The sequence below is a fragment of the Desulfofarcimen acetoxidans DSM 771 genome, from assembly GCF_000024205.1.
Lineage (GTDB): Bacteria > Bacillota > Desulfotomaculia > Desulfotomaculales > Desulfofarciminaceae > Desulfofarcimen > Desulfofarcimen acetoxidans.
Window position 1 is genome coordinate 3,143,002 of sequence record NC_013216.1, and the last position, 25,971, is coordinate 3,168,972.

Consider the following 25,971-nt stretch of genomic DNA (forward strand, 5'->3'; position numbering starts at 1 on the left):
TCTACTCCGTATTGTTTTCTTCTACCGGCAATACCAGGGTGAATTTACTGCCCCGGCCCGTCTCACTGTCTACTTCAATTGTTCCGTTATGAGCCTGAGCTATGCCAAGACTTACAGATAAACCCAAGCCTGTTCCCTTGGACGCCTCTTTACTGGTAAAAAACGGGTTAAAGATTTTGGTCAAATTCTCCGGTAAAATACCGGGACCGTTATCCCGCACACTTACCATTGCCCACCTGTGTCCCAGCTCATCTTCTCGTACAGAGGTTAGAATTTCCACACATTTCTCTCGTCCCAAATCAGTATCCAAAGCGTCACGGGCATTAAGCAAAAAGTTTATTATTACCTGCTCCAGTTGATGGGTGTTAGCAAAAACAGGGGGTATATTTTTTGCCGCAGCAAAGGTAATATCTATATTATTATTGTTGATCTGATATTTTGTCAAACTCAGTGCATGTTCCACAACATCATTAAGATTAGTTGATGTATAGGGATAGCTATCCTGTCGTGAAAAGGACAATAGGTTTTGAATTATTTTCTTACAGCGCAGGCCACAGCTGACAATATCCTGCAGTATTTCGGAAGTGCTGTCATCCTCATCTTTTTCATACAATTCTCTTAATAAAAGCTGAGCATTTCCTATCATCACGGTCATCGGGTTATTCAACTCGTGGGCCACTCCGGCTGCCATTTCACCTATAGCTGCCAGTTTGGCTGACTGAACCAGTTGAGCTTTCATTTTTTCTCTCTCGGTTACATCTTTAATCTGTTGAATAACCGCATAAATCTCATTATGTTCATTAACCACAGGGTAACAAAAAACATCTAAAATAGTACCGCTGTCCAGTTGTTTCTGGTAATAGGCCGCTTTACTGGTTCCGACAACTGTCTCCAAAAAACAATCTTCACATTTGGCGGCCTTGCCCCAGAGCAATTCATAACATTTCTTACCCTCTATTTCAGCCGGGCTATTAACAAAATCCGTAAAATGCTCGTTGCCTCGCAATATATTATAATTCAAATCCACTAAAAAAATAGGCTCACTAACCGCGGAAAAAGTCTCTTCCCACTCACTTTTGCCACGTAAAACCTGTTTATACAAACGGGCATTGGCTATACAAACCGCCAATTGATCTGCTAACTGAGCGGAAAAGCTCAAATCAGCTTCTGAATAATGATGCCAGACCAGATTCCCGATGATTAAAATCCCTATTACCTTGCCCTGCACGAATAAAGGATTAACCGTCAGTGATCTTAAATCCCATTCACATAATAAGCCATCCTGCACTAAATCACAATAAGCCTCAGGCAAATCATAAGCTCTGTTTTCACCGGTATCTATGACTTCCCATAAAACAGAGCTTGCAGGAATAGTTTTGCCCACGTATCCTGTTTTAGGTGATACCGCAGATAAAACCAACTCATCATTCTCCAATAAAGCTATGGCCAGAAAATCACATTTTATTACAGCAGGCAGTTTATCATATACCCGGTCTAATATATCGGTAAAGGACATATCAATGTTTATATCTTTAGCAAGCTGATTGATTATGGCTAACCTGCTGTTTTGTAATTCGATTAATTTATTGATTTCTTTTAGTTCCAGATAATAATTTAATTTAGAGGAGTTTACTCCTGTAAGGTTTTCAATCAATTTACGCTTATTTTCAAACAAAATCCTAACCCCCTTACAAAGCCTTTCGAAAGATTTCTGTTAAATCTTCTTCTTCGACATCACGTGGATTTGTAATTAAACAAGCGTCATTTAGGGCGGACTTTACTAACTGAGGAATATATGAACCATTCAAGCCCAGCGCAGTTAGATTTTTTGGTATGCCAATATCACGGGTTAAGCGCCTCACAGCATGAACTGCCCTTTCAGCCGCCGCCCAAGAACTCATCCCGCGCACACACTCTCCAAAGGCCTCAGCGATCCTGACAAATTTATCGGTGCTGGCAATCATATTGAATTCCATTACATAAGGGAGCAGCACTGCATTTGTTTTTCCATGGTGCAGGTCTAAAAGCCCGTCAACCTGATGGGTCATGGCATGTGTGGCTCCTAATATGGCATTAGAAAAGGCCAGTCCGGCCTGCAGGCTGGCCATAGCCATGGCAGATTTGGCTTTCAAATTTGTTCTGGAAGCAACTGAGCTGCGCAGGTTATTAGCTATAGTTTGCAGCGCTTCTATGGCATGCACATCTGTCAAAGGTGTGGCAGCCAGGGATGTATATGCTTCTATAGCGTGGCTAAGAGCATCCATACCGGTTACAGCAGTCAATTCGGCATCCTTGGTCTGCAGCACTACCGGGTCAATTAAAGCTATATCCGGCACCAAGGATTTGGATATGATTGTCATCTTAACTTTGCGATTAGTGTCCACAATCATAGCGAACTGAGAAACCTCAGAACCTGAACCTGCCGTGGTAGGGACTACCACCATAGGCGGCAGCGGGTGAATAATCCGATTTACACCTTCATAATCATTTATCCTGCCGCCATTTGATGCTACCGCTGCCACCGCTTTAGCCACATCAATGGGGCTGCCTCCTCCCACCGCCAGAACCGCGTCACACCCGGCAAGCCGATAGGCCTCTACACCGCTGGCTACTTCAACATCCTTGGGATTACTGGTACTATCGGAATAGCACTCGTATTCTATACCTACTTCCTTTAATGAATCTAAGGCAGTATCCACCCAACCGGCACTGCTGACACCCTCATCGGTAACCACAAATACCTTGCGTGCACCCAGTCGAAGTACGCTGTCGCCAACCTGGCTCAAAGCACCAAGCCCGAATATAATCTCCGGAGCCACAAACTTTGTAATATGCACAACTTTATCTTCAAACACAGCAACACCTCCTGAGCGCGTAATATGTAAAAAACAGTATTATATTCCAAACATATAGTCATTATATCTATTATTATTATAAATATATAATTGAGAATTGTCCAATAAAGAATAAGAAAGGAGGCTGCTGAGTAAAGTAGCCTCCTTTCGATAGATATATTAAGTTAGCTGATGGTTTTCGCTATTTCTTACAGAGCGCTGCGATAGATTTCAATTACATCCTGCAGGGTGGCAATACGCGGGTTGGTGAAACTGCAAGCATCCTTCATAGCATTTTGAGCCATGGTTTCCAGATCCTTTTCCATAACACCAAGGGTTGTTAAACCGCTGGGAATTCCAACATCACTGGAGAGTTTTGCAATAGCACTGAGAGCCTTATCAGCAGCGTCACGCACGGATAATCCGTCAACATTTTCACCCATGGCAACTGCGATATCAACAAAACGTTCCGGGCATGCAATCAGGTTAAAACGCTCAACGTGCGGCAGCAGGATAGCATTGCAAACACCGTGCGGGAGATTATAGAAACCACCGAGCTGGTGAGCCATAGCATGCACATAACCAAGGCTGGCATTGTTAAAAGCCATACCTGCCAGGAATTCCGCATAAGCCATTTTATCTCTGGCTTCCATGTTTTGACCGTTAGCTACTGCATTGCGCAGGTTTTCAGAAATAAGTTTGATGGCCATGAGAGCTGCCGAGTCAGTAACGGGAGTAGCAATGATAGATACATAAGCTTCTACAGCGTGGGTAAGAGCATCCATACCGGTTGCGGCTGTTAAAGCAGGGGGCATGCCCACCATCATCACGGGATCGTTAATGGCTACATTAGGAGTACATCTCCAGTCAACGATAGCCATCTTGACATGACGGTCAGTATCGGTAATAATGCAGAAACGGGTCATTTCACTGGCAGTACCGGCAGTGGTGTTAATAGCAATGAAAGGAGGCATAGCTTTAGCGGACTTGTCCACGCCTTCATAATCTCTAATATTGCCACCGTTGGTAGCCACAATGCCAATACCTTTAGCACAGTCATGGGAACTGCCGCCACCCAAGGAAATAATCATGTCGCAATTATTATCCTGGTATACTTTTAAACCGTCATGTACGTTTTTGTCAGTCGGATTAGGTTCTGAACCGTCATAAATAACAGCTTCCGCTCCGGCTTCAACTACCTGAGCCTTAATTTGCTCGGCCATGCCCATTTTATTTAATACAACATCAGTAACGATAAGAGCTTTTTTGCCGCCAAGAACTTTAACCTGGCTCTTAACTTCTTTAACTGATCCTACGCCCATCAAATTTACTGTAGGAATAAAATAACCGTAAACCTGTTCACCTAATGCCATAATAAAACTCCTCCTCTTAATATATTGTGTTTTCTTGTTTTTTTGCGCAAGAGGGATCTGGCACCCTTATTTGCTATAAACAATATAATTGCAACAATTGTGCCAAAATTAAAATTAGCTGAATAATATTAATATTAATAGCAGCTATAATATGTTTACCCTAAAAAAATAGAATCTATTCAATATTCTATATATAGTTATGTTCCATTCTAAAACAATCCATGTATCATCAGGGACCAACTGCACCACACTTGAACGACAATAAAAAAGGCATTATCCATTAAATGCCTTTTTTAAGCTGTTTTTATTTTATTAGATGCGGCTAACGTTAGCTGCCTGAGGACCGCGGTTTCCTTCTACAACTTCAAATTTTACTTTTTGCCCTTCATCCAGGGTTTTAAAGCCATCCCCTTGGATAGCAGAAAAGTGAACAAATATATCACCGCCACCCTCCTGCTCAATAAAACCAAAACCTTTTTCAGCATTAAACCACTTAACTGTACCCTCCATATTTACAGGGCCTCCTTAATGATTTTTTATTAAAAAGCGAAAAATACCTTATGCATTGCCCTTAGCGTAAAACAAGAGGCTGTATAACCATTTGCGGTTCTTTTCAACTTTTTAACATTCTACATTAAAGTATGGCCGAAAATATTTATATTATACAAATCAGCATAGAAAAACAAAAACCGGCTTTCCAGTGCACATGGAAAGCCGGTCTTTTTACATGATTATATTGAAGATGGTTAGAAATCTCTTGAATAGCTCTGGAAATATCTTCCCTTTCCCTCAAAAATCTTTACCGGGCTACATTATTCGACTGAATCCTAAAAAACGGCTGCCCCAATAAGGACCATGTACAGAAGTAATGTCAATACCGTTACTGGATGTCGCACTGATAAATTGACTATCGCCAAGATATATCCCAACATGCGAAATATACCCGCCTGTTTTAAAAGCGACCAGATCACCGGGTCTGGCTTCTGCGGAAGAAACTTTTAGACCCGCATTATACTGTTCTCCAGCCGTTCTGGGCAAGTTTATACCAAAATGACCGAACACATATTTCACATAACCTGAGCAATCAAAACCACTTGGCGACGATCCTCCTGAAACATACGGCACACCGAGCAGAGATTTTGAAAAACTTAGTACTGTACTTACCCGGCCCAAACCTCTGGATACCTGCTGCTGTGGCTGGGCGGGACTCTGGCCTTGACCTCCAATCACTAGCTGCTGTCCCGGGTGCAGCAACGCAGAATTAAGATTGTTCAATGATTGAATATTGCTTACGGTAGTACCATAATCCCGGGAAATTTTCCAGAGAGTATCTCCCGGCTTAACTGTATAAGTTTCCGCAAAAGAAATACCCGGTAAAATACAAAGAGATATTCCCAGGGCAAGGGAAGTAAACATTATTTTAGCTCTGGACATAACGCCTCACTCTCCACACCTACGAGGTTAGCTGACGGGTTAGGACCGAAAGTTATAGCCCCTTGCAAAGAGCAACTCACCCCAAAAATTGGTTCCCCCGCTTGCTTAAAAAGCAACTCGGTGCAAATTATTCTGTTCCTTTTTCTAAATTACTTGGCATCGGTGCACACCTTTGTCATTGTACCATTTTTTGACCTAATCAGTCAAATAACTAAGCATCGAATATTGTCGTTTATGGCTTTTATAATCGAAAAGTTCCTCTATTTAGAGCCAATTACTGCTTATTCATGTTTTATCCATATTAGCCTTTACAAGTTCTAAGAGCGCACCAGCATACTATTAATGACAAGTTTTTCAAAAATAAGCTGACTAAAAAACATTTCTTACAAAAACACTCATTCATTGACAAAAGCCAAGTTGCAACTAACCCGTACCAACTTTATGGTACGGGTTAGTTGCAACTTGGCTTTGATTCACAAAAAACTATTTCTGCCGGGTTATCCTTACAGCTTAAAGGATTAAAATATTTTCTTGCCGTATACAAATCCCTGCACATCATTTAAAGCTTCCCCAAAACGCTGGAAGTGAACTACTTCTCTTTCCCTTAAAAATCTCAAACCGTCTATTAAGTCACGGTCGTCTGTTAGACAAATCAAATGCTCGTAAGTTGTTCTGGCTTTTTGCTCGGCAGCTAAATCTTCATGCAAATCAGTTATAGGATCACCGGTAGCCTGAATGTACGCAGCAGTCCAGGGAACTCCATTAGCATCATTATAAAATAACGCGTGATCATGCTGGGTATAATAGCCGGCTAGATCGACTGCTCTCAATTCCTCCGGTGTAGCTCCCTTCAAGAGCTTATACACCATAGTGGCAATAATCTCAAGGTGGGCAAGTTCTTCTGTACCTATATCTGTTAACAAACCCTTGGTTTTAGCTGTGGGCATGGTGTAGCGCTGCGTTAAATACCTTAAGGCCGCGGATAACTCTCCGTCGGGCCCGCCCGACTTATAATTTTATTCCCTAAATATTAAACCTGACATCTACAATATTACCATTGCCGTCTATGAATATATCAGTAAAGTTATTGACTAACTGAAACTTTTCCTCCATTGGCAGGCTATCAATATTATCGATCAAAGCCTTAATATCCTCATATACTTTATAAATCTTCTCCTCAATCATATCTATTTGTTCCAGTTTACGGTTTAAGCTGTCTATTTCCTTTTGAGCAGCCAGTTTATTATCTCGAAGTTCCGCCATTCTCTCTTTATACTCTGCCACCGTGATAATGTCCTGCTCAAAAGCTAACTGCTGTTTTTTTATAGCATTATTTATTTGCTCCAGCAATGTTTTTTTGACTTCACGCTTTTTAACTAATTCGCTAAGATCATTTGTAAACAAATCAACATTTCTTCTAATAAAATTTATCATATTTGCCCGATCAGAAAAAATCTCCGCGATAAAGGCCAATATGGTATTATCGATTTTTTTCATATTCCAAATTTTTATTTTTCCATTGCACTTCCCGTTTCCGCCAAGACAACGATATTTGTAGGTTATACTTCTACATTGCTTATCCGCAAATCCATATATTTTCCCTTTGCATACATTGCAGCGCAATATACTTGATAACAAATACTTCCTGTCGCAAGACCATTCATGATTGTATTTTTCTCTCCTCTGCCGCATTATCGTTTGGACTTTATTGTACTCTTCTTCAGTGATTAACGGCTCGTGTGTATTTTCCCTGACAATCCACTCCTCACGTGGCCGCACCACTCTTTTTTGCTGACCCTTGCTGTCTCTGACAAGAGTAGTAGCGTTATAAATAGTTGTGCCCAGATAAACCGGATTAGACAGGATAGTCCTAACCGAATTGGTGCCCCACAACCCTCCCCTGCGCGTGCGTATACCCTGCTTGTTCAGCCATTTGGCTATTTTCAATTGTCCCCATCCACTAAGAAATAATTCAATTACCTGGCAAAAAACAGGCGCTGTAACAGGATTTCTTATGAGGTATTGTCGATCATCACTCAACATATAACCAAAGGCCGGAACAGATACATTGGTTTTGCCTTCTTTGGCCTTGATAATCTGAGTAATTTTTACACGCGAGGAAGTTGTTTTTCTTTCTTTTTGAGCTAATCCGCCATGAATAATCAAGAGAAACTCGTCGTCATCTGTACGGCTGTCGTAGCTTTCTTTAATGGATAAAAAAAAGGCACCATGATCAGCCAAGGTGCGTTTAATGGAGAGTATATCCATTACATCACGGGAAGTCCTGGCTATTTCCTTTGCCACAATACCTTGTATTTTCCCTTCTTCTACATCTTTAAACATAAGCTGCATTTCATTTCTGAGATACGTATAAGCTCCTGACTTTACATCTGTGTAGTTTTTTACTAAGTTGTACCCGTTTAATTCAGCCCACTGCCGCAGAAGCTTTCCTTGATTTTGAATACTTGATTTTTGACCGTCTTTTTTTGTAGAAACCCTTATATATCCCCCGATGTTAACATTTTTTTCATCGATGGTGCTTTTCAGATCCTGGTATTTACCAAGTTTCTGCCCGGACACATGAGGAGGAAGCAGCATATTCCCTTCCCTCACCCTGTTTTTTTAGCAGACAGCTTAATAAAAAACCTGAGCAAGTTCTCATAAACCTTCTCTGGGATAATTATTTTCTTATCCCCGTTTAACTGAACTTCTATTTTCATAATCCTCACTCCTTAGTACAAAATATTCGAAGTCAGGATTTTATGAGACACTATAAAATAAAAAAAACACACATTCCTGAATTTATTTACAAATGGCTTCCTTTTTCTTTCTGGCCTCAAAACAACACTGGCGTTGCAATATATTATATTTGGTACAACCAGCACAACTAATGGTAATAATGTAATTTGCGCCAGCCGCTACCGCCAGGAACCAATAGCTCGTACAATGCCCTCAACTAAAATGAGGAAACTATTAGAGTGATTTCTACGATAATCAATATAAGGTGCAATAAGCCTCGCACCTTTAAGTTTTTGGTACCTGGGAATTAGCCTTTTCAATTCCTGAGCTGCATTACTCAGATTATCCGGCTCTCGAAATTTAGCTTTATTCTTCAGACGTGCAATTTCAGGTTTATTATAGGCCGCAGCCACTGCACCTAAATCCCCCAAAAACCATGACTCTAATTCGTTACAGGCAATTCTTACAACCGAATCATCTCTTCCGGCATCTACACACAACTGATACAATCTTTTTTTTAATCTAATGCAGTCAGCACCGTCTTGATCTCGTACAATAATAAATCTCACTCCGGGTTCCCGCCAAGCTCGTAACTTTCGGGGAATTGACTTTTCTAAATCCTGTTTCCCTTCATGAGGAATAGTTTTAAAACTAACTTCAGAAGTATCGATTTCCAGAGAAGAGAGCAACCTGGGCAACAGATTATCCAAAAGAACTTTCATTGAAGGTTCCTCTAAAAGAAAAACTATTTTCTTCATCTGGGACCCGCACCATCAAAGAACCCCTGTTTCCATAGGGAGCCAAGCAAATCCCTTTCATTTACAAGGTTTCGTACAAGTTCATTATCAGCTGCCCGCTGTACGATACTAAAACCGTCTTTCTTTGTTAACCAAAACAATTCAGATATATCTATTCCATTTACGAAATCCGGTGAATGCGTGGAAATAAATACCTGACCACCGTTATCACTATAACTTCTAAATTCCTCAGATAACTCGAATAAAAGCTCCGGGTGCAGTTGGTTTTCAGGTTCTTCGATACAAAGCAATGGATGTGGCTGTGGATCATTTAATAGCAGCAGGTAGGCAAACATCTTAATAGTACCATCTGATACAAAACGTGCTACAAAGGGGTCTTTAAAAGATCCATCCTGAAAACGTAAAACGATCCGTCCATCTGCTGTCTCGGTAGCTTGAACATTGGTAACACCAGGCACCCTTTCAGACATTTTTTGCAAAATACGCTGAAAACTTTCTGGGTAGTGTTCATAAATAAATTGAGCAACCAGCGGTAAATTCTCACCAGTGGGTGATAGGTGCTCACTATAACCGGCATCCTGACTGGCCCGCGCTGCCTGAATATGAAAATCTGAAATATACCACCCTTCTATTAATCTACGAAAAGCAGCGATCTGAGGAAACTTTTGAAACTGACCTAAGCCTTTAATGGCTAAGATTTCAGGCGAATCCAAGTGTTGTTCTTCCCGCTTTGGTTCTGCATTTGGTTTCACGTATTCATCCTCGTTAACAATAGCCACCCCAATACCCTCGCAAAAGTCCAAAAAGTGCCATGGTTGACCCTTTTGGCCCCTTCTGTATTTAAGAACCTCCCGCTTAACCACCGGGATGCCTCTTTTGTTCGGTTCAATTACTAAGATATATGTAACAATAGGATCTCCCGGGTTGGGTCGAAATTTAATCTCAAATTCAATTGGACCCTTTGCTCCCCGAGAAACAACCTCTTTATACCCCCCGCGTTTAACCAAGGCTGATCTTATGTTATCTGTTAAAGCGTCATGCAAAAAACCGAAAACATCAAACAAGGTAGATTTGCCCGAACCATTAGCCCCAAGAAAAACAGCCATATTAGGTAAATCCCGAATGCTTACATCACGAAAAACTTTGTAGTTTTTAATACGCAATGATTCTATTTTCATAATAATTCCCCACATTTTTTAGAAATAATATACCCCTTTTTAATATGATTATTTTTCATAATCCTTACGGTTTCAAACCCGCATGATCTAAGTTCACACACTTCAATGAAAATGTTAATAGCCCTAAAAATTTCAAAAGGATACGATTCTTTATTCTTTTATGGGTGAGCACGTACACCAATTCACATGCTTCAAGCATAATTTACGTAGTATTGTGGCGCAACCATTCTCTCCCTTTTATATAGATATCATATCTCGTCTTTAAGGGAGGTGCAACAATGATTCCATCAATTCATGAGATTTGTGCCGGTCTTGATGTTCACAGATTATATCCTTTAGGGAATTTTCTGCTTTTACTCCCGATCTTATTGAACTTGCTAACGTGCGCCGCAGGTACCGCCACATATATCCACTATTATTAAATTATTACGGTGATAGATGTTGGTGGCTGCACCAACGACATTTATTTTTTTACCGGCATAGAGATTTCCGTTACTCACTCAGATTAATGTACATTTTTCCACTTTTAATCCTCTGAATTAATCTAATACGGAACTGAATGAGCCAGCTTTCTTATCCGCCGTACAATTTTATCCGGCTCAGGGTTTGAGATTAACTCCTCCACCGCAGCAGGCCAGTGAACAAAGTAATTTGTCAGGGAGATTAGCAGCCCCTCTTTGGAAAGAAGTTTATTTAGACTATCTCTCAAAGCCTTTAACACTGACTTATACTCATTCTTATACTTAACTCCGCCCTGTGCCAGGATAGCAGCCTGCTCTGCAAGTATGCCCACGCCTATGGTATAGAGGGTGTCATTTTCTTGGCTGGCAAAGCATATTTTAAGTGCGCGGGCGTGTTTTTCCTGACCTGCTTTAATACTGCCATTTACCAGAAGGTAGCTGCCCCACTTCCAGAATAATATTTCAGCGGGGTGCTCATCACTGCCGGAAACTAAAAATGGATGATTCTCTAAATGATACTCAGTCCAACCCTTATATAGCAAGCCAGCTAATTTTTCCTCTCCGTCCAAAGCGGATCGGGCCATAAGGCGGCTGTAGTGCATAAGAGAAAATAATTTCTGCCCCTCGGGATCAGCCGATAAACTTTCTGCTATTATCTTTATTTCAGACTTAGGGCCCAGGCCCAAAGATTTAGCCAGCCAGTCCAAAGCATCAGCATAATTTCCACTGTCTGTTTCAATATAGCAGCGATAGAGGTAATGCCTGGCTAAGTCATCCCATTTTTCAAACTCTGCGATAGCCAAATCTGAGTCATATCTGGCTCTTTGGTAGTAATCAGGGTCACCGCGTCCGAGAAAAGCATAAGCCTGCAGCCGGCACCCAAGAACCTTTCCTTTAAAATCTGATTTAAAGCCTTCTCCAAACACCTGGGGCAGCGCAACCGGAAACAACTCGATAGTTTCCTCTATAAATTTATACATAACATTCATCAGCTTAATTGTACCCCAAAAGTCGTAGGAATTGGTAAGGTGCACGGCCTCCCTGAGGAAAAACTCAGAAATTGCATTCAAGTTTTCCCATCTTGAAGCCATAACCGGCAGCAGTCCACGTATATGTTGTACCTGCTTCTCCGCCATGGAAAGGTTGCCACGATGGGTGGCAATAGCCAGGTTAATCACCCTCAAATCAAACTCTAAAGCATCAATAGCAGCCCCTTCCGAGTCAGGCAACTTCTCTTTTAACGGCGGAATTAATAACTCCTGTACCAACTCAAGCAACTGCCGGCCCCGATGCAAGTCTCTCTCTACATGGACAAGGTAATAAAACCTCTCTCTCAATGTGGACAACTGGTGCGCCCGGCCATAACTTGACATGCCGGCTAACCGGTCTACGCAATCCCGAAGAAGTTCTTTTAATTTTTTTCCCAGTATCTCCTTATGAACCTGAGTCGAACCAAGGGCCAGAAGAGATGTAAAAGTCTCAAACATAGCCTCTCCAATAGCCCCCTCGCCCATTAGACGGGCTACTGCCCCGGTGCTGCCGTGCTCAAGAACCGTGTAGTAGAATCTTCCGACCTGTATTTCCATTTGATCTCGCTGACCGGGGACAATCCTTTTTTCGTTATTCCGGTTATACCAGGCATTACAGACTACGTCCGCCAGCATAAGCCTCTCATCTTCTCTGGCAGATCCAATATCAAAGGAGCTAACCTGCCAGCTGCCGTAGCCTTGCATAAGCCCCTTTCGGACCCAGGACCAGTGCAGCCGTTCATTAAGACGGGAACTATATTCTTCCTGCGCCAGCACGCGCTTATAGCCGGGATACTTTTTATCGTCTGCCAGCCGCCTGGCAGCCAGCACATTGAGACACACCTTTTTATTAACTGCACCAAGATGCTCAAACAGCCGGGTAATGCCTTCAGCCAAAATATTTAAAAATGTAACATCCGGATCAACTATAAGTACCCGCTCATTGTTTTCAATTAGCACAGGCTGCAAATTATTTTCTCTAAGCAGGTTAAAAACTGATAGAACAAAAGGACTTACTTTATCAGCAGGCATATCCGTCATATGCACCAGTTTTTGTCTGGGCAGCTCAACCTCATCAAAGGCACGATCAAAAATACTCTTTGCCAGGCCTGCTGTTAGCAAGCCTGCCGGTGCAAGCACTCCCCCTACCAGTGAATTGCGTTTCTCCCCAGAATACCGGTCAGCAAAGTCGCCACTCTCGTCTAAAAAAAGGCCAAAACTAAGGGTCATTTATATATCCTCCAGACATTAACAAATAATTAAATTATCTTTTAATTATTTAGTTAAAAATGATTTCTCTTGGAAATTGTATTTCTTCATTATAACGGTCTTTTAGCTTTAGAATCTCACCGACCTCATTAATAAGTAATTGAACCGGTTCATACATATCCTCGTAGTCCTTTTTACTCAGGGGGGTGATGCCATGGGCAAGAATTGAGGTGTTCCTTTTTTTCGTCTCATTGATTAATTGATTACGGTATATAGCAATTACTTCACTGATAGGGCCCTTAAGATCCTTAATTAATTCAAAATTTGCCCAGAGCCCGATCTCAATCTTTCCGCTGCGCGTGTTTCTCATGGCCTCATATTTATCCCGTATACTTTCCGGTAAAAGCTCGACTTGGATGTCGCCACTTTTCAACGAGGGGCTGTTGTTCAGCAGGGTAATTTGCCCCAGCATTTCCAGTGCCCGGTACATGCGGGCCACGCCATCATCATATTGACCCCGGAAGGCCCGCCTTTGGGCATTCAGCAGCAGGTCAAAAACTATATTGTAGCCTACCTTTCTTGTCAGTTCCTCCTCAGATTCATACGATTCCTTATCTCGCCTGACATTTATAAAAAATCCAAAATGGTCCTTTATATAAGCTGCATAAGATTCAAGAAAGCTATATGCCTTGTCATGGTCAAACTTATCCCAGGCATCCAACCCTTTGCTAATCACCTCATAGGCTTGAATTTCAGGCTCTATATCCTTAGGCAGCTCGAAGTCCGTAAGCTCAAGAATTAAGCTTATACAGCCCGAGTAGTCATATTTGCTGAAAAGCTCTTTAATCAACTTAAACCTTTTGTATATATATAAATCAGCACTATATTTACTAACCCGTTGGGTCCCGTCCCGAACCTTAACCAGGTCAGACCGGACTCCCTTAACAACACTGAGTAAACACCTGCCATCATCCATTGCTGCTGCGGCCAACCCGGCACTCATTGATTTCGTTCCACCGGTGTAGTCAATAATCAGCTGGCTGCCAGGGTACTCCAGGCGAACCCTTTGAATTATTCCAGCAGCGGTGACATAACAGTGATTAAGGTTATCAATCTCTTTAATTTTAATAATCTCATATTCTGAACTGGCCAGGCCTGTCCGCAAGGCAATTGGTTTTTCCCCATCCTTCCCCTCATTAACCATTATGTAGCTGCCCTTGTTTTTTGGCGTCTGCGTATCATCAGAGCAAAGGAAATAAGTAAAATCAGGCTTGTTCTGGGTAATCGAGGTAAATATAGGCTCAATAGAACCACCCACAGTAACAATTAAAACCTTATCCATACTCTTGCCCCCTTTATCTATAATTTAACTTAAATTTCTTGATAAACTTCTGCATGTTAACAATGAAACTCCTGCTTCATGTAGATTATCTTACACTTTAAAGCTCTCACCGGGCATTAAAACTAAATCATATATCAAGAAAATGTTTATCTCTGATTTTTCAAAGGATATGTATGGGTTTCTACTAAATATCTAAATTTTCTGGGTTTTCTATCATTCCTACTAATTGTCTCATTTCAGGCTAATTGCACCTGCCATCTATAAAAATCTTCTTCTTTTACTTAATCGCTAAACCATTACTGATAGATATTTAAATAAATTGGTTTAGTATGATATATTTTTCATGAACCTAAATGTTTGGTAAATACATTCATTTTATCATGCACAGGCAAAATAAAATTTTCCTAATATAATAAAAAAACCAACCTAAATGGTGGTTGCTAATCTTTAATTCCCTGCAGGAATTATTCTGTTTTCAGACGACTCCGCCCTCTACAACCCTTGAAATACAAGGCATGTAAATTCATTTTACGAGCGTCTAAAAAACTTCATATTTTTATCCATTTTACATCAAATAAATCATCATTGTAAACTCCTCTAAGCCGCATATTTAAAGAAATTTTTCAAGATCGAGCAACCCCCGGCTTTTTTGCACACCAACGACGCTCGATCTTTTACATTATAAGCCTAGCTAGAAATCACTAGTATGAGCTAACGCCTTATATGCACCGCCCTCGACTGCCCCATGCCCATTGTAGTTTTATATCCCACTCCGGCATAAAAGGCATATTCCGCCAGCATATGCAGTACGCTTATTATAATATCCTCCTCCTGCCGGCGTATCCTAAAGGTACAGGTACCGGTAAAGCCCACCTGCTTGTATTTGTCAAAGTGCATTATCCTGGTCTGCAATTTATACGAGCCGGGGAAAACGTTTTCCCGGATAAAGTCAATAAAGTTATCACCCAGGTTAATCGGGGAGTAATAATTCCATTTCTGCAGCAGATTCAAAAACACTTTCTGGGGGTCCGGCAAAGGATAATTGCTGCCCCTGGCCCTAAAGGTTGTTGGTGAATAAAATTCTATTGTAATCCTGTCACCGGCCCCGGGGCAGGATATAATATTGCTATATAGCTCTTCATAACTTGTGCTGCCTGCCCAAGAGTGAGCATCTGTGTTTAACGACCAGCCAGCCACCTCTAAACCAGCCCCTGCCAGCCCAATCTCTCCCGACAGCGAGGGGGCCCAGCTGTCAGTAAGCCACCTGGAGAATTCGGGATCTATAGAAGTTACACGAAAGGCATAAGCCTCCCCGGGGAACAATCTCCACCTGTTATCTTCATAGATAACCCTGCCCAAAAGAGGTGAGACACTAAAAGGTTTTAAAGGTGTGGGGCTGTGCAGCTGACCTGCTAAATCCGGGTTCAGGAGCCTGACCCTATCCAGGAAGAAAGCATGCAACACCTGTCCCATTGAGGGTGGTACCAGCACCTCCCTGTTAACTTTTAGAAAAACAACACAGCTAGCTAACAAAAATATTTTCCTCCATTGTTATTCATAAATATTTTACATATAGTGTTGTTAATAGCGTCACGTATTAATTTGTTCATTTGACTTAAGCATTATTTCTTCACTTTTCATCTGAACACAACTCCAAGACAGCCCAACCCAGTGGCAACTTTGGCCTGTCTCCCTCCTCAATTGTATTATATGGTATAAGTATAAGTTCTACTGCATTGTTACATTATCCTGCAAAAAACTGCATATTCTTCAACAATTCCGCCGGCATCACAGGTTTTAGAGTAAATAAGTTACCCTTTTAAAATTATAGACTGGAGAGCAGGAAAAAAAGTTTCCGGTAAAATTGCAGAAGAAAGCCTTAGAGATATGAAAGACACTGAAATATAAAAACCAGAGGCCTATGACACTCCGGTTTTTAATTCTTTTTTTCAAAACCACTGCCAATCACTTGGGGCAAGTGTATTTTGACACCAAGAAAACAGATAAAAATATCTGTAAGACTATATTCAATTCCCTATGAGAATTATTTTGTTTTTTGACGAGAGCCTTAACAGATTCCGCACCTTTTTATAATATTGAGCAACCACCCGATTATTTGCATAACAACGATGATCATTATTTTACACTATATATATGCCATCGCTAAACGGTTCCGGACTTGCACCCAAACGTATAATATCTTCCTCACATCGACTACACTGGCGATAAAATATAATACTGTCTTCATTTTTTCTCATTAATCGCTCCAGTTTGTAGCGCAACATTATATAATTTTCTTCTTTTAAACAAGCTTCAAATACACTGAGCTGAACAGGGATTGCATAATTACGCAAAGTTTTATATATTGCGCTGCGCCTTTTATCATCCTTGATGTCATAGGTTATTATAAAATGCTTCATCCCAGCTCACCTCACCATAAAAGGCTTGTATTCATTCAATTCCCCCCTTAATACCTTAGCAAAAAAGCGGGCTTGCAGTTCAAAAACACGCATATAAGATATTCTGTAACCAAACAACGGATGTGAGATCATCTCATGCCTCCGTTCTTCATAGGCACGGTAAAATTTCTTGCGACCACTGTCGTTTAAAAAACAACCACCCATTTTGTATTCAAAATCATCGGTATTTATCATACCCTTGTTTAAAACGGTCAAAACAACTGAATCTGCAACAATTGGCCGAAATTCTTCTATAAAATCCAGTGCCAATGCTGGTCTGCCATAATCCGAGCGGTGCAAAAAACCAATATACGGATCATAGCCCACGATAGACACAGATGCAATCATGTCTTTAGTCAAAAGAGTATAAGCAAAACTAAGCAAAGCATTCACAGGGTCTCCCGGAGGTCGCCTGCTGCGCTGTTGAAAATTGAAGGGCACATGCTGCTTGATCATGTAATTAAAAACTCTGAAATATTCACGGGTAGCAGCACCTTCTATACCCATTAAGCTATTTAATGAATCTGCTTTATATAAATTTTTGCTCAAAGACTTAAGTCTACAAATAGCTTCTTCTAATTGTTTTTCTTTAAGATCCCTATTATAACGAAGCAGTATTGTACGCATATTGGCCAGCTTTCCCTGCACAAAAAGAACGGCATACTTTAAGCGCAATTCCATATCCTGATATGCTTTATGTTGTGCTATGCGCAGAGCAGAATTTTTCGTCAGTGCCGGCTGGAGTGAACCGTAATACTTACCTGCGCGTGAAACGAAATGCACTTCTGTTCCTCTATCAAGTAAAAGCTTGATTACCTGCGCAGATATATTAACTGTACCGGCCAGCACCAATTGCTCCAGATTACACAAGGGTATATCAACCAGCACTTCTTTATCTCTGGTCACCTGAACTCGTTCACCTTTCTTACGTACATATGCACCCGGTTCATCAACATATAATACCCTGCCAAGATTTAATGACGGTAGTGGGCGGGCAGGTGTTTTATCATCTGCTCCGGTTAGATAATTCACCTCATAAGGCAAACAGCGACCGGCAAGAGAACAGCCATAACAGCGGAAATCTGCCAGCGGCTGAGGTATTTGCCCCGAATAGATTATTTCATAAGCCCTTTTAATCGTATTCTCCACCAATTCACGCAGTGATCGATCAAAGACCACTACACGGCGGGCATGTGATTGGCTGTAATATATGTAACCACGGAGAATTTCCCGACCTAATTTTTCCTCCAAAAGCATGGCCTGAGCACAAACCTGAACGTCATCATTCAGACTTTCCTTGAGTTCACCTTTTTTATACTCTACAGGATAAATATCCTCTCCTTCTTCAACCGCATCCAATACTCCGATTAGCCGCAGTCTTTCAGAAGAGACCATAACAGACTTATTCTGTTGGTATTCTTCTCTGCTTATTGCTAAACGATTGTTCCGTTTTTCTTCTTGCAGTTGCCCTTCTAAAAGGTGAGCGTTATACTCTTTAGCGCCCTCCACAATACGATAATAAAAGTTTCTCGGACAATAAAGAATTTCCGCTACAGCTGAAACAGGTAGATATTTATACTGTGAATCGCAACACATTTCATCCATAATAGTCACTTCCTAATTAACATATAGTGCCAATATAATTGCCTTTATGGATGTTTAATATACTTAGGGAATATAATTTTCTACTCACAGAACCTATAAGACGGACGTTTCAATTTCTTGTGGAAATGTTTGTATAGAGGTGATAATCTTGAATTAGAGGATGAGGAGGTTTCAATTCCCTTGGGAATTATTTTGTTTTCAGACATGAAGAGATGGATTTCATTAGACGGATAAATGGTTATGTTTCAATTCCCTATGGGAATTATTTTGTTTTCAGACCGTCAGCGAAGATTAAAGGCTCTTGGATTTTATGTCCAGTTTCAATTCCCTATGGGAATTATTTTGTTTTCAGACGATTGTAAAAGCTAAAATTGTTACATATAAAACTATTGAGTTTCAATTCCCTATGGGAATTATTTTGTTTTCAGACTTTACTATCCGATCTTGAATATCAAGTAGCATTATGTAGTTTCAATTCCCTATGGGAATTATTTTGTTTTCAGACATAGAGGTGAGGAACCGCCTAAATGAAGGCGGTTTTAGTTTCAATTCCCTATGGGAATTATTTTGTTTTCAGACATAGAGGTGAGGAACCGCCTAAATGAAGGCGGTTTTAGTTTCAATTCCCTATGGGAATTATTTTGTTTTCAGACCCTGCCCGCTATAAGCCTTGAAATACAAGGCCTACAAAGCCATTTTGCGAGCGTCTAAAATAATTTCATATTTTCATCTATTTTACATCAAACAAGTCATCATTGTAAACCCCTATAACCCGCATAATTAACGATATTTTTTAAGATCGAGCAACCCCCGGCTTTTTTGCACACCAACGACGCTCGATCTTTTTAGTATCTTTCTACTATTGGTTAAATCTCTCCTCCCCTTTAAAATACATACCAGCATTAATCCAGCTGTAATGATCAAGAGCAATAATCTGTGCAATCTCGTATTTCACATTAATACCGATTTTATTTTCTCCACTTTATCTTTGTTTTTCCCTTTCGGTTTTTTCCAATCGTTCGGCTTATTTTTCCGGTACCACTCAGCCAGTATAGCTGCAATTTCAAGACGCTCTGCAGGCTCAGCTTCCTCCAGGCGGGGTAACCATTTTTTAGTTAATTGCTCCATAAAATCATTCGGTCTGTCGCTTACCCCGTCCTCTTCCATTTCCCGCCGGACCTGGCTCATGGACGCTAATTCATTCAGGCGTTTTTCCGCCAACTCTTTTTCTATTCTTTCTTGCTCTTGCTGCTTTTCTTCTCTCTGCTGTTTTTTTCTCCTATCTTCCCACATCTGCTCAGCCTGAAGATCTTGCACAAAGCGACCATATCCTACTGCTGTCTTAGCACCGGCACCTTGCCAAGTTAGGGCTTCTTCCAACCATTGAAAAACCTTTTGAACATCTTTTTTAGACTGCTCTTCTTCCGGATGACACGGGGCTACTGCGAAAATAAAGGCCTGCCCGGGGGCAACAGTGAGAAATTGAATAGGCTCGGGTTTTAACCAGTCGGCCGGGGGGGTTTTATCACGGTAATAATCTGAATAATGCGGTGTCATTATTTCCGCTTCAAGCCGCACTGGATCTACGGGTAAGGCATCAAAAAACAGCACACTGCCTAACTTTTTCTCTGATTTATCCCGGGGACCGAATATGCGGTTTATAACATCCCCCTTTTCATCTCCGGGGAGATAATTTTCTTCCTGGTTTTCCACCCATGAACGTATTACTCCTTTAAAAGATGTGCCGGGTAAGTAAGGAGTACCCAGAGTATGATGCCAGGCAAAACCATTTTCTACCGGGTGTTCCCGCCCCAAGCCGCTAACAAAACGCCACTCCGTAGCCAACACACACATTTTGCCTTTCAAGATCTCAACCATATTAACCAATCGCCGGTTCATTTCACTTATTCGTTCTGCTTTCCCAATTTTCATGCCCGTAACTGTATTAATCCATTCGGCCTTAGGATTAATAGTTGTTTTATTTTGAGGAAAAGATTTTAGATTCCAGTAGCTCCCTCCATTAACTATCCACTTATGGCAAAACTTATCATACCACAGACCGGCATTGCTATCCCCAGCATTTAATTCCTTAGGTACATTATGCTCATAATATAAAGGCAGCTTCATTATTTTTCACCTTCCGGATTGTGCAAATACGCTGCTGCAAATTTTTTAAGCCACTGCAGCCAGGCCAATGCCTCGGCCTGGGCGCGTATATAGGCATTGCGGTCATTTGAGGTAATGGCCTCCATTAAGTCTTCTCCCTTGTTATAAGGCACTACTTCTCTATCACTGCAAAGCCATTCTCTTAAATGCGTATACAAAATATAATGTGCGTCTTTTTTATTGTCCTTAGCTTTAGCCAACAAGGTTGCTGCGGCCTGGCCTAGGCCATTCGCCAAAATAGTAGCTGGGAGACTCTTGGCATAAGAGGAATATTCAATCAGCAAATCCTTACGTTCCTGTCTCACCTCTTTCACTTTTTGCAGGGCATCCGCTGCCCGTTCTTGTTCAAGTGTTTTGCTCATTTGTTACCCCCCTGTTTCTCCGGCCAAGCTACCGCACACCAACCCTGCCCCACAGTTTCATTCCCACCAATCTGAAGATAAGGACACTCATTAAACAATTGCTTAACTTTGTCTAAAGAGTTATCTTTATCACTATGTGAAATAAGGAGAAAATAAAATAAGCTGTCCGGTGGCAGGGTTTCTTCATACCATAGATTCATACTGGTTTTTGTTATCTCATTCAGCTGGTTCCGGGCATTAACTTGTAGACCATAAGCTGCAAAATAAGCGAAATTGTCATCATTAATTATAACTAACTGGTCATTTAGACGTTCTTGTACAGACTTATGAGGAATTAAAGGTTTAATAACATCAACCATTTTAGTCAACTCACCTTTTACCGCTTTGAAAGATAACTCCTCCAAAAATATGCTATTTTCTTCTCCAGATGAAAAGGCCTGTTCTTTGTCCGGTCGCGGTATTTCTAAGGACCCACCCATCCCTGCTAATATTCTATCCCTCTGAAGGCGTTCTAAGATATACGGGCAGGTAACCCACTTATAATGCCCGGTCATTGACCGAACCGGTAACAACAGGAGCCGGGCATCGGTAACGGCAACCGCGCCCGCTTTATCCGGTTTACCGAAAATCTCATCCTCATCCACTAACTTTCTCCGGTGGGCCATATCTCTTAAAGCCCCTTTCATACTTGAACCAACAATAACAGGGTATCCGCTAAATGATTCCCTGGCCACCGGCATGTCCACTACACCGGTACTCTGTTCCGTACCCGGATGTAGACTGGTTTCCGCCAGTAAACCGATAATTGCACTTTTCATTGTTCATCCCCCCATCTCCCGATTACGATTTGTCCAAAGCCATAGGCAGTTTTATCATTATCCTTTTGTTTTTCATTATTGTTACCGATACATTGCCCGTGCAGTGAGTATACCCGTACCAACTCAGCTGCCGCTGCTTCAAAAAACCAGGTAGTACCTGCCGGAAGCACCGGTTTTAAGGGTCGGGGACAGCAATTTTTAATGTCCCAACCACCTACATGCTTTAGTTTCCCGATACAGGCAGTAACTAATTCTCCTGGAATGCTTTTCACAGGACCGCTTATTATAACTCTATCTAAATCATCAAACCAACCCGGCGTAATTAGAGTAACAGTAAACTGCACCTTGCCGTCCCTCGGCTTTAATTCCGGATGCGGGGGTAGTTCGAACCCGGTTTCTTTGATATCCAGGCTGGCCATTCTACCCTCACCACCCATCCGTACGACCCTGGCAACCTTATCGTGCCAGTCCTCCGGTATTCCATCCACATAAACTCCCAGGCTGACCGTCTGCTCAAAATCTCTTAGCCGTACATGCATGGAAGAATAAATTTTACCAACCGCTGCAGTACGCGTGCTTTGCTGCCGCTCTATACCTACCCGGCTTTCCTCCTGCCATAGTTTGTCCTGTTCAAAAACATCGTCTTTATCCGGCAGTCCGCCTGCAAGAATAGCTTTTAAGCCCTCCGCTGTAAGCCAATGTTTTTCCATTAATTTAGCTCCGGGAAGCTTCTCTTTAAGCCGCGGCAGACATACATACCCCAGATCACAATCAACCTTTTCCCCCGGCACCAAACGGCTAAATTTCATATCTTTATCTTTTTTTTGCATTAATAACAGCGGTACCGGAAAAAGTATTAGCCCGTCTTCTAACAGATAAGGGCCCATTAATTTTAAATTTCCCAGGTGCTCGGGAGTACCCAGCTCTTGTGGCCATTTTTCAGGGTTCTTTGGCGTCCATCCTTGCCCCTCGGCCAGAGCGGTACGAACTGCTCCCTGCAAGGTACTCATAAACGGCGGAAAACAGCCGCCTACCCTTGACTGACCACCCTCACCCGCATTGTAAGGGGTTCCGTCGCCAAAGAATAAACTATCCAAAGCTGAGAAAACCCAAAACCTTCCCGTCATTCCACAACCCCCTTTTCGGCCAAAAAACGAACTAAAAGGGCCCCGTCTACATTCAGTTTATTTAAAGACTGTACTCCATCAGGCCCGCGTAAAAACCTTCGACAAAACATTAATAATTTTTCGACCCGGCTTTTTGCTGTAGCCTCAGCAATATTTTCACGCCCGCGGTTTTTAAGGTATTCCGCTGCCAACAGGTCAACTGCTTCCTCAAAAGTTAAAATATTATTGTCTCCGGACAACCAATCAAAACGCTTGCGAAGGTTATAAAAGAATGAGCTGTTGTATTGATCCTCATAACTGGACTTTCCCCGAAAATCCTCTACCAATTCATCCACCAAACAACTATCCCCACTTGTTATTACTTCCCAGGGAGCAGACCACTGTAATACCCGGCCGGCAGTTTTCCAGACACTAACAGCCAGGCTGGAGCGCCCGGTTTCTTCTTTTGCTATTTCATCCAGCAATCGGTGTGCTTCTTGTAATATGGACTTTAAGGGTGCGTGGTTGTGGGCATAAACAATACCCGCAGAAATTGTAGCCTCCCCATTTGCCAATCTACCACTAAAACTATTGGAATAAGCCCTGGATATTTCTACTGCTGTCTTGATAGCATCTTCCAGTGGTAAAAGAGCCAGAACATCATCACCGCCGGCATAAACCAGGACACCGTTATTTTGTTCCAGTATTTTCGGAACCATGTCATTGAAACGTGACAACGCCTGGCTCACTTCCGCACTGTCATTAATTCGCAGCAAATTCCCTAAAGAGTCGCCGTCCATTATTAGAACGGCATAAAAAGGTTCGGGCGACTGCTTAAATTCCTTCAGTAACTTCGTTAAATGTTTTCTCTGCTCCTTAATACTTTCATCCCAGAGATTATCATTTTGTAAAGTGCTTTCAAAAAACAAATTGCCGTTTAATTTTGCAAACGCCGCTATTTCCGGTTTTTCTTTTTGCATCTGCCGCAAGCAGTAAATTTGGGCTGACTGTTTACCGCCTTCCGGAGCCAGGCCGCAATTGCGCGAATATTCTAAAAAATTTACAACCTTTTCAGTATCATTTTGCATTACCTTTTCTACCCAGTGAACTGCCGAGATATTCGAATTTGAGGGGTAACTTGTTGGGACATCCCACCCCAATACTGTTTTTGCAGTAAAGGGGAATAGTCGTTTGATTATAGTCACGGCACAGAGCCGCTCATCTTTTCGTAACTCCAACGCTTTAACTTTTTTACGCAGTTCCCCCCAAAATTCATCCTGTTTTTTACTATTTAAGGAACGGGTATGACCTGAAAGTTCCTGAAGATTACCCATGATAGTACATTTATCACCAGGTTCCTCAGCCTGCACATAACTGCGCCAATTTTTCCTCCGGTCAAGTAAATCATCACTTTCTGCATTATCACTAACCACCCAGGATACTTCCCAAAAATTATTTACCTGGCGCTCCCATATTTCTTTAGTACCTTTCCCATAGATAGCCACTGGTTCTATATACTTATTCCATACTGCACCGGCTATTTCTCTCCAGGCACTTATTACTGCCTGCCTGCATTCAACAGGCTTAAATTCACCGGGAATCTCAGCCTTAAAGCGATTGGGTAAAGTACCGGCAACAGGTTTTTTACTTATCGGCTTTCCCTCATTTTTGTCGGCTATTACATTCAGCAGTGGATCATTTATAATCCCGTTATTATCGTATACAGCAGGAAAAATTATCTTTCCCCCGGCTCTGTGTACTAAATACATAGCCTGTCCGGCCAGATATGAGAGTATAAATGAGCCGGCCCAGAGATCGCGGGTCCGCCGGGCCTGGGCGACAAAACTCTGTACCGGGCCGAGTGTAAAATGAAGAATTTTCTTACTCATCCCAGCCTCACCTCCAACCTGTCAGGAAAGCGTTCCAAAAAATTGTATAGTACAGAATAGTCCACCTTAACAGGTATCTTTTGAAGCTTTTGCTTTAGACTAATTTTTATTTTTTCACCTTCAGGAAGATAAACAGCCGGCAACACACTAATAACGGCTGCAAATTTTCCACCTACCAGGTGCAGGTGAATAAATAAAGGACTGGCCCGCCGCTCCTGTTTTTCCGCATTGACACTTACGTTACATCCGGAAACCCGGTAATTATGCGGCAACCCAAAAACTGAGCGGCAGGGGTGCTTAACCAGTTCTTTCCCTCTGTAAAAATCGTATACTAAATCATGATCCTCACTGAAAATCTGCTCCGCCGGAACATTCCACGGCAACATATGGATGCCATCCCTGCCTATTCCATAACTACGATAACTAATCAGTTCTCTTCCGATTTTATCAAACAGGTCTGTTTCGTCTCTGTCCGATGGCAAAACTATTACCCGACTTCGTCGGCTAAAAGCTGTATATTCAGGTAAATCCTCTGATAGGTCACCTAATTCATTGAGAAAAATTTCTATCCTATCCCGCAATCCCGTCGTATTTAGGGGGGCAGACCAGACTTCCTCTTTACCCAACTCCAGGGATTCCAGGCAAGCAGAACCAAAGCCTCGACGGGAACGAGACCCCAAACCGCCAAACAATCCTAACGCCTGTAATGCCATTATCAAATCTTTACGATCTGACTCATCTATTAGTTTACGAAAGGTAAGAGTTACTGAAAAGCGCGCATTCTGTTTAATAAAAGCTCTAACAGTTTTCTGATTTTTTCCCGGTTTTATTAAACCATAGCCCAAATATGACTTACCATCTCCGGACAGGTTATACTCCGGATCACAGATTTGAACATCCCCTTCCGGCTTCAATCTTATCAAAAACCTGGCCTGGCTATCAGTACTGCCAAAGAGTTCCTGCTCTTTCTTTTTTACCTCTGACCAGTCTTTATATTTGGGAAGAGTGACTGCCCGGTACCAAAAACGCATTACTCCCTTAAAAGAAGGGGGACGCAGTTCTGCACTATTTACTGGATTTGCTCCCCCCATAAAAAGGGGCGTTACCACTTGATAAACAGCTCTTATATTATTCATAACCCCTCCAGATTAATTCATATTGCTCTAATTTATAACCTTAATTATTTTACATAGTCATAATGTCAGTCCTG

At 41.8% G+C, this 25,971-nt stretch carries 19 protein-coding genes, 1 pseudogene, 1 CRISPR repeat array and 1 riboswitch; all 20 genes and pseudogenes read right to left on the reverse strand.

The genetic code is table 11. The annotated features are described in order from the left end of the window. Position 1: 1 nt before the first annotated feature. Entirely contained in the window at positions 2–1,675 is a 1,674-nt protein-coding gene (locus DTOX_RS14340) for an ATP-binding protein (protein ID WP_015758407.1), read from the reverse strand. Positions 1,676–1,688: 13 nt separating this feature from the next. Further along, entirely contained in the window at positions 1,689–2,855 is a 1,167-nt protein-coding gene (locus DTOX_RS14345; RefSeq protein ID WP_015758408.1) for an iron-containing alcohol dehydrogenase, read from the reverse strand. Between the two features lie 188 nt (positions 2,856–3,043). After that, positions 3,044–4,207: an iron-containing alcohol dehydrogenase gene (locus DTOX_RS14350; RefSeq protein WP_015758409.1), complete on the reverse strand. Its 1,164-nt coding sequence runs from the start codon at positions 4,205–4,207 to the stop codon at positions 3,044–3,046. Positions 4,208–4,519: 312 nt separating this feature from the next. Then, the gene (locus tag DTOX_RS14355; protein ID WP_015758410.1) at positions 4,520–4,717 is read right to left on the reverse strand and encodes a cold shock domain-containing protein; all 198 of its coding nucleotides are present in this window, start codon (positions 4,715–4,717) and stop codon (positions 4,520–4,522) included. A gap of 297 nt (positions 4,718–5,014) precedes the next feature. Beyond that, the gene (locus DTOX_RS14360; protein ID WP_015758411.1) at positions 5,015–5,641 is read right to left on the reverse strand and encodes a C40 family peptidase; all 627 of its coding nucleotides are present in this window, start codon (positions 5,639–5,641) and stop codon (positions 5,015–5,017) included. Then, a riboswitch (cyclic di-AMP (ydaO/yuaA leader) is annotated at positions 5,642–5,774 on the reverse strand. Between the two features lie 385 nt (positions 5,775–6,159). After that, a pseudogene (locus DTOX_RS14365) lies at positions 6,160–6,645 on the reverse strand (manganese catalase family protein); the annotation flags it as partial. Between the two features lie 19 nt (positions 6,646–6,664). After that, entirely contained in the window at positions 6,665–8,239 is a 1,575-nt protein-coding gene (locus DTOX_RS14370) for a recombinase family protein (protein WP_015758412.1), read from the reverse strand. A gap of 320 nt (positions 8,240–8,559) precedes the next feature. Beyond that, complete coding sequence (locus tag DTOX_RS14375) at positions 8,560–9,138, reverse strand: DUF4276 family protein (protein ID WP_015758413.1); 579 nt, start codon at positions 9,136–9,138, stop codon at positions 8,560–8,562. Continuing rightward, on the reverse strand, positions 9,135–10,316 hold the full coding sequence (locus DTOX_RS14380; RefSeq protein WP_015758414.1) for an AAA family ATPase: 1,182 nt from the start codon (positions 10,314–10,316) through the stop codon (positions 9,135–9,137). Before DTOX_RS14380 ends, DTOX_RS14375 begins: the two co-directional genes overlap by 4 nt. Positions 10,317–10,860: 544 nt before the next feature. Further along, entirely contained in the window at positions 10,861–13,035 is a 2,175-nt protein-coding gene (locus DTOX_RS14385; RefSeq protein WP_015758416.1) for a hypothetical protein, read from the reverse strand. A gap of 49 nt (positions 13,036–13,084) precedes the next feature. Beyond that, complete coding sequence (locus DTOX_RS14390; RefSeq protein WP_015758417.1) at positions 13,085–14,356, reverse strand: TIGR02710 family CRISPR-associated CARF protein; 1,272 nt, start codon at positions 14,354–14,356, stop codon at positions 13,085–13,087. A gap of 711 nt (positions 14,357–15,067) precedes the next feature. Next, positions 15,068–15,889 (reverse strand): CRISPR-associated endoribonuclease Cas6, encoded by an 822-nt coding sequence (gene cas6 / locus DTOX_RS14395; RefSeq protein WP_015758418.1) that lies wholly within the window; start codon positions 15,887–15,889, stop codon positions 15,068–15,070. Between the two features lie 608 nt (positions 15,890–16,497). Further along, the gene (cas2, locus tag DTOX_RS14400) at positions 16,498–16,776 is read right to left on the reverse strand and encodes a CRISPR-associated endonuclease Cas2 (protein WP_015758419.1); all 279 of its coding nucleotides are present in this window, start codon (positions 16,774–16,776) and stop codon (positions 16,498–16,500) included. Positions 16,777–16,782: 6 nt separating this feature from the next. Further along, a complete protein-coding gene (locus DTOX_RS14405; protein ID WP_015758420.1) occupies positions 16,783–18,420 on the reverse strand; it encodes a CRISPR-associated endonuclease Cas4/Cas1 in 1,638 nt (545 codons plus the stop codon). A 166-nt stretch (positions 18,421–18,586) separates the two neighbouring features. Next, positions 18,587–19,073: direct repeats of the CRISPR family, unit length 38 nt; unit sequence AGTTTCAATTCCCTATGGGAATTATTTTGTTTTCAGAC. 298 nt (positions 19,074–19,371) lie between these two features. After that, entirely contained in the window at positions 19,372–20,547 is a 1,176-nt protein-coding gene (gene cmr6, locus DTOX_RS14410) for a type III-B CRISPR module RAMP protein Cmr6 (RefSeq protein WP_015758421.1), read from the reverse strand. Continuing rightward, positions 20,547–20,948 (reverse strand): type III-B CRISPR module-associated protein Cmr5, encoded by a 402-nt coding sequence (gene cmr5 / locus DTOX_RS14415; protein WP_015758422.1) that lies wholly within the window; start codon positions 20,946–20,948, stop codon positions 20,547–20,549. Before cmr5 ends, cmr6 begins: the two co-directional genes overlap by 1 nt. Further along, positions 20,945–21,766 carry a type III-B CRISPR module RAMP protein Cmr4 gene (gene cmr4, locus DTOX_RS14420; protein ID WP_015758423.1) on the reverse strand — a complete coding sequence of 274 codons (822 nt, stop codon included), beginning with the start codon at positions 21,764–21,766 and terminating at the stop codon, positions 20,945–20,947. The genes cmr5 and cmr4 overlap by 4 nt, the downstream gene beginning before the upstream one ends. Next, positions 21,763–22,893 carry a type III-B CRISPR module-associated Cmr3 family protein gene (locus DTOX_RS14425; RefSeq protein WP_015758424.1) on the reverse strand — a complete coding sequence of 377 codons (1,131 nt, stop codon included), beginning with the start codon at positions 22,891–22,893 and terminating at the stop codon, positions 21,763–21,765. The genes cmr4 and DTOX_RS14425 overlap by 4 nt, the downstream gene beginning before the upstream one ends. After that, positions 22,890–24,761 (reverse strand): type III-B CRISPR-associated protein Cas10/Cmr2, encoded by a 1,872-nt coding sequence (gene cas10 / locus DTOX_RS14430; RefSeq protein ID WP_015758425.1) that lies wholly within the window; start codon positions 24,759–24,761, stop codon positions 22,890–22,892. Before cas10 ends, DTOX_RS14425 begins: the two co-directional genes overlap by 4 nt. Continuing rightward, positions 24,758–25,897 carry a type III-B CRISPR module RAMP protein Cmr1 gene (gene cmr1 / locus DTOX_RS14435; RefSeq protein WP_015758426.1) on the reverse strand — a complete coding sequence of 380 codons (1,140 nt, stop codon included), beginning with the start codon at positions 25,895–25,897 and terminating at the stop codon, positions 24,758–24,760. Before cmr1 ends, cas10 begins: the two co-directional genes overlap by 4 nt. Positions 25,898–25,971: the final 74 nt, after the last annotated feature.

Bases quoted from the DNA above. Each gene is read 5' to 3' on its own strand.
- DTOX_RS14350 (WP_015758409.1), bottom strand. From the start codon at position 4,207: ATGGCATTAGGTGAACAGGTTTACGGTTATTTTATTCCTACAGTAAAT.
- DTOX_RS14355 (WP_015758410.1), bottom strand. From the start codon at position 4,717: ATGGAGGGTACAGTTAAGTGGTTTAATGCTGAAAAAGGTTTTGGTTTT.
- DTOX_RS14360 (WP_015758411.1), bottom strand. From the start codon at position 5,641: ATGTCCAGAGCTAAAATAATGTTTACTTCCCTTGCCCTGGGAATATCT.
- DTOX_RS14370 (WP_015758412.1), bottom strand. From the start codon at position 8,239: ATGCTGCTTCCTCCTCATGTGTCCGGGCAGAAACTTGGTAAATACCAG.
- DTOX_RS14375 (WP_015758413.1), bottom strand. From the start codon at position 9,138: ATGAAGAAAATAGTTTTTCTTTTAGAGGAACCTTCAATGAAAGTTCTT.
- DTOX_RS14380 (WP_015758414.1), bottom strand. From the start codon at position 10,316: ATGAAAATAGAATCATTGCGTATTAAAAACTACAAAGTTTTTCGTGAT.
- DTOX_RS14385 (WP_015758416.1), bottom strand. From the start codon at position 13,035: ATGACCCTTAGTTTTGGCCTTTTTTTAGACGAGAGTGGCGACTTTGCT.
- DTOX_RS14390 (WP_015758417.1), bottom strand. From the start codon at position 14,356: ATGGATAAGGTTTTAATTGTTACTGTGGGTGGTTCTATTGAGCCTATA.
- cas2 (WP_015758419.1), bottom strand. From the start codon at position 16,776: ATGAAGCATTTTATAATAACCTATGACATCAAGGATGATAAAAGGCGC.
- DTOX_RS14405 (WP_015758420.1), bottom strand. From the start codon at position 18,420: ATGGATGAAATGTGTTGCGATTCACAGTATAAATATCTACCTGTTTCA.
- cmr6 (WP_015758421.1), bottom strand. From the start codon at position 20,547: ATGAAGCTGCCTTTATATTATGAGCATAATGTACCTAAGGAATTAAAT.
- cmr5 (WP_015758422.1), bottom strand. From the start codon at position 20,948: ATGAGCAAAACACTTGAACAAGAACGGGCAGCGGATGCCCTGCAAAAA.
- cmr4 (WP_015758423.1), bottom strand. From the start codon at position 21,766: ATGAAAAGTGCAATTATCGGTTTACTGGCGGAAACCAGTCTACATCCG.
- DTOX_RS14425 (WP_015758424.1), bottom strand. From the start codon at position 22,893: ATGACGGGAAGGTTTTGGGTTTTCTCAGCTTTGGATAGTTTATTCTTT.
- cas10 (WP_015758425.1), bottom strand. From the start codon at position 24,761: ATGAGTAAGAAAATTCTTCATTTTACACTCGGCCCGGTACAGAGTTTT.
- cmr1 (WP_015758426.1), bottom strand. From the start codon at position 25,897: ATGAATAATATAAGAGCTGTTTATCAAGTGGTAACGCCCCTTTTTATG.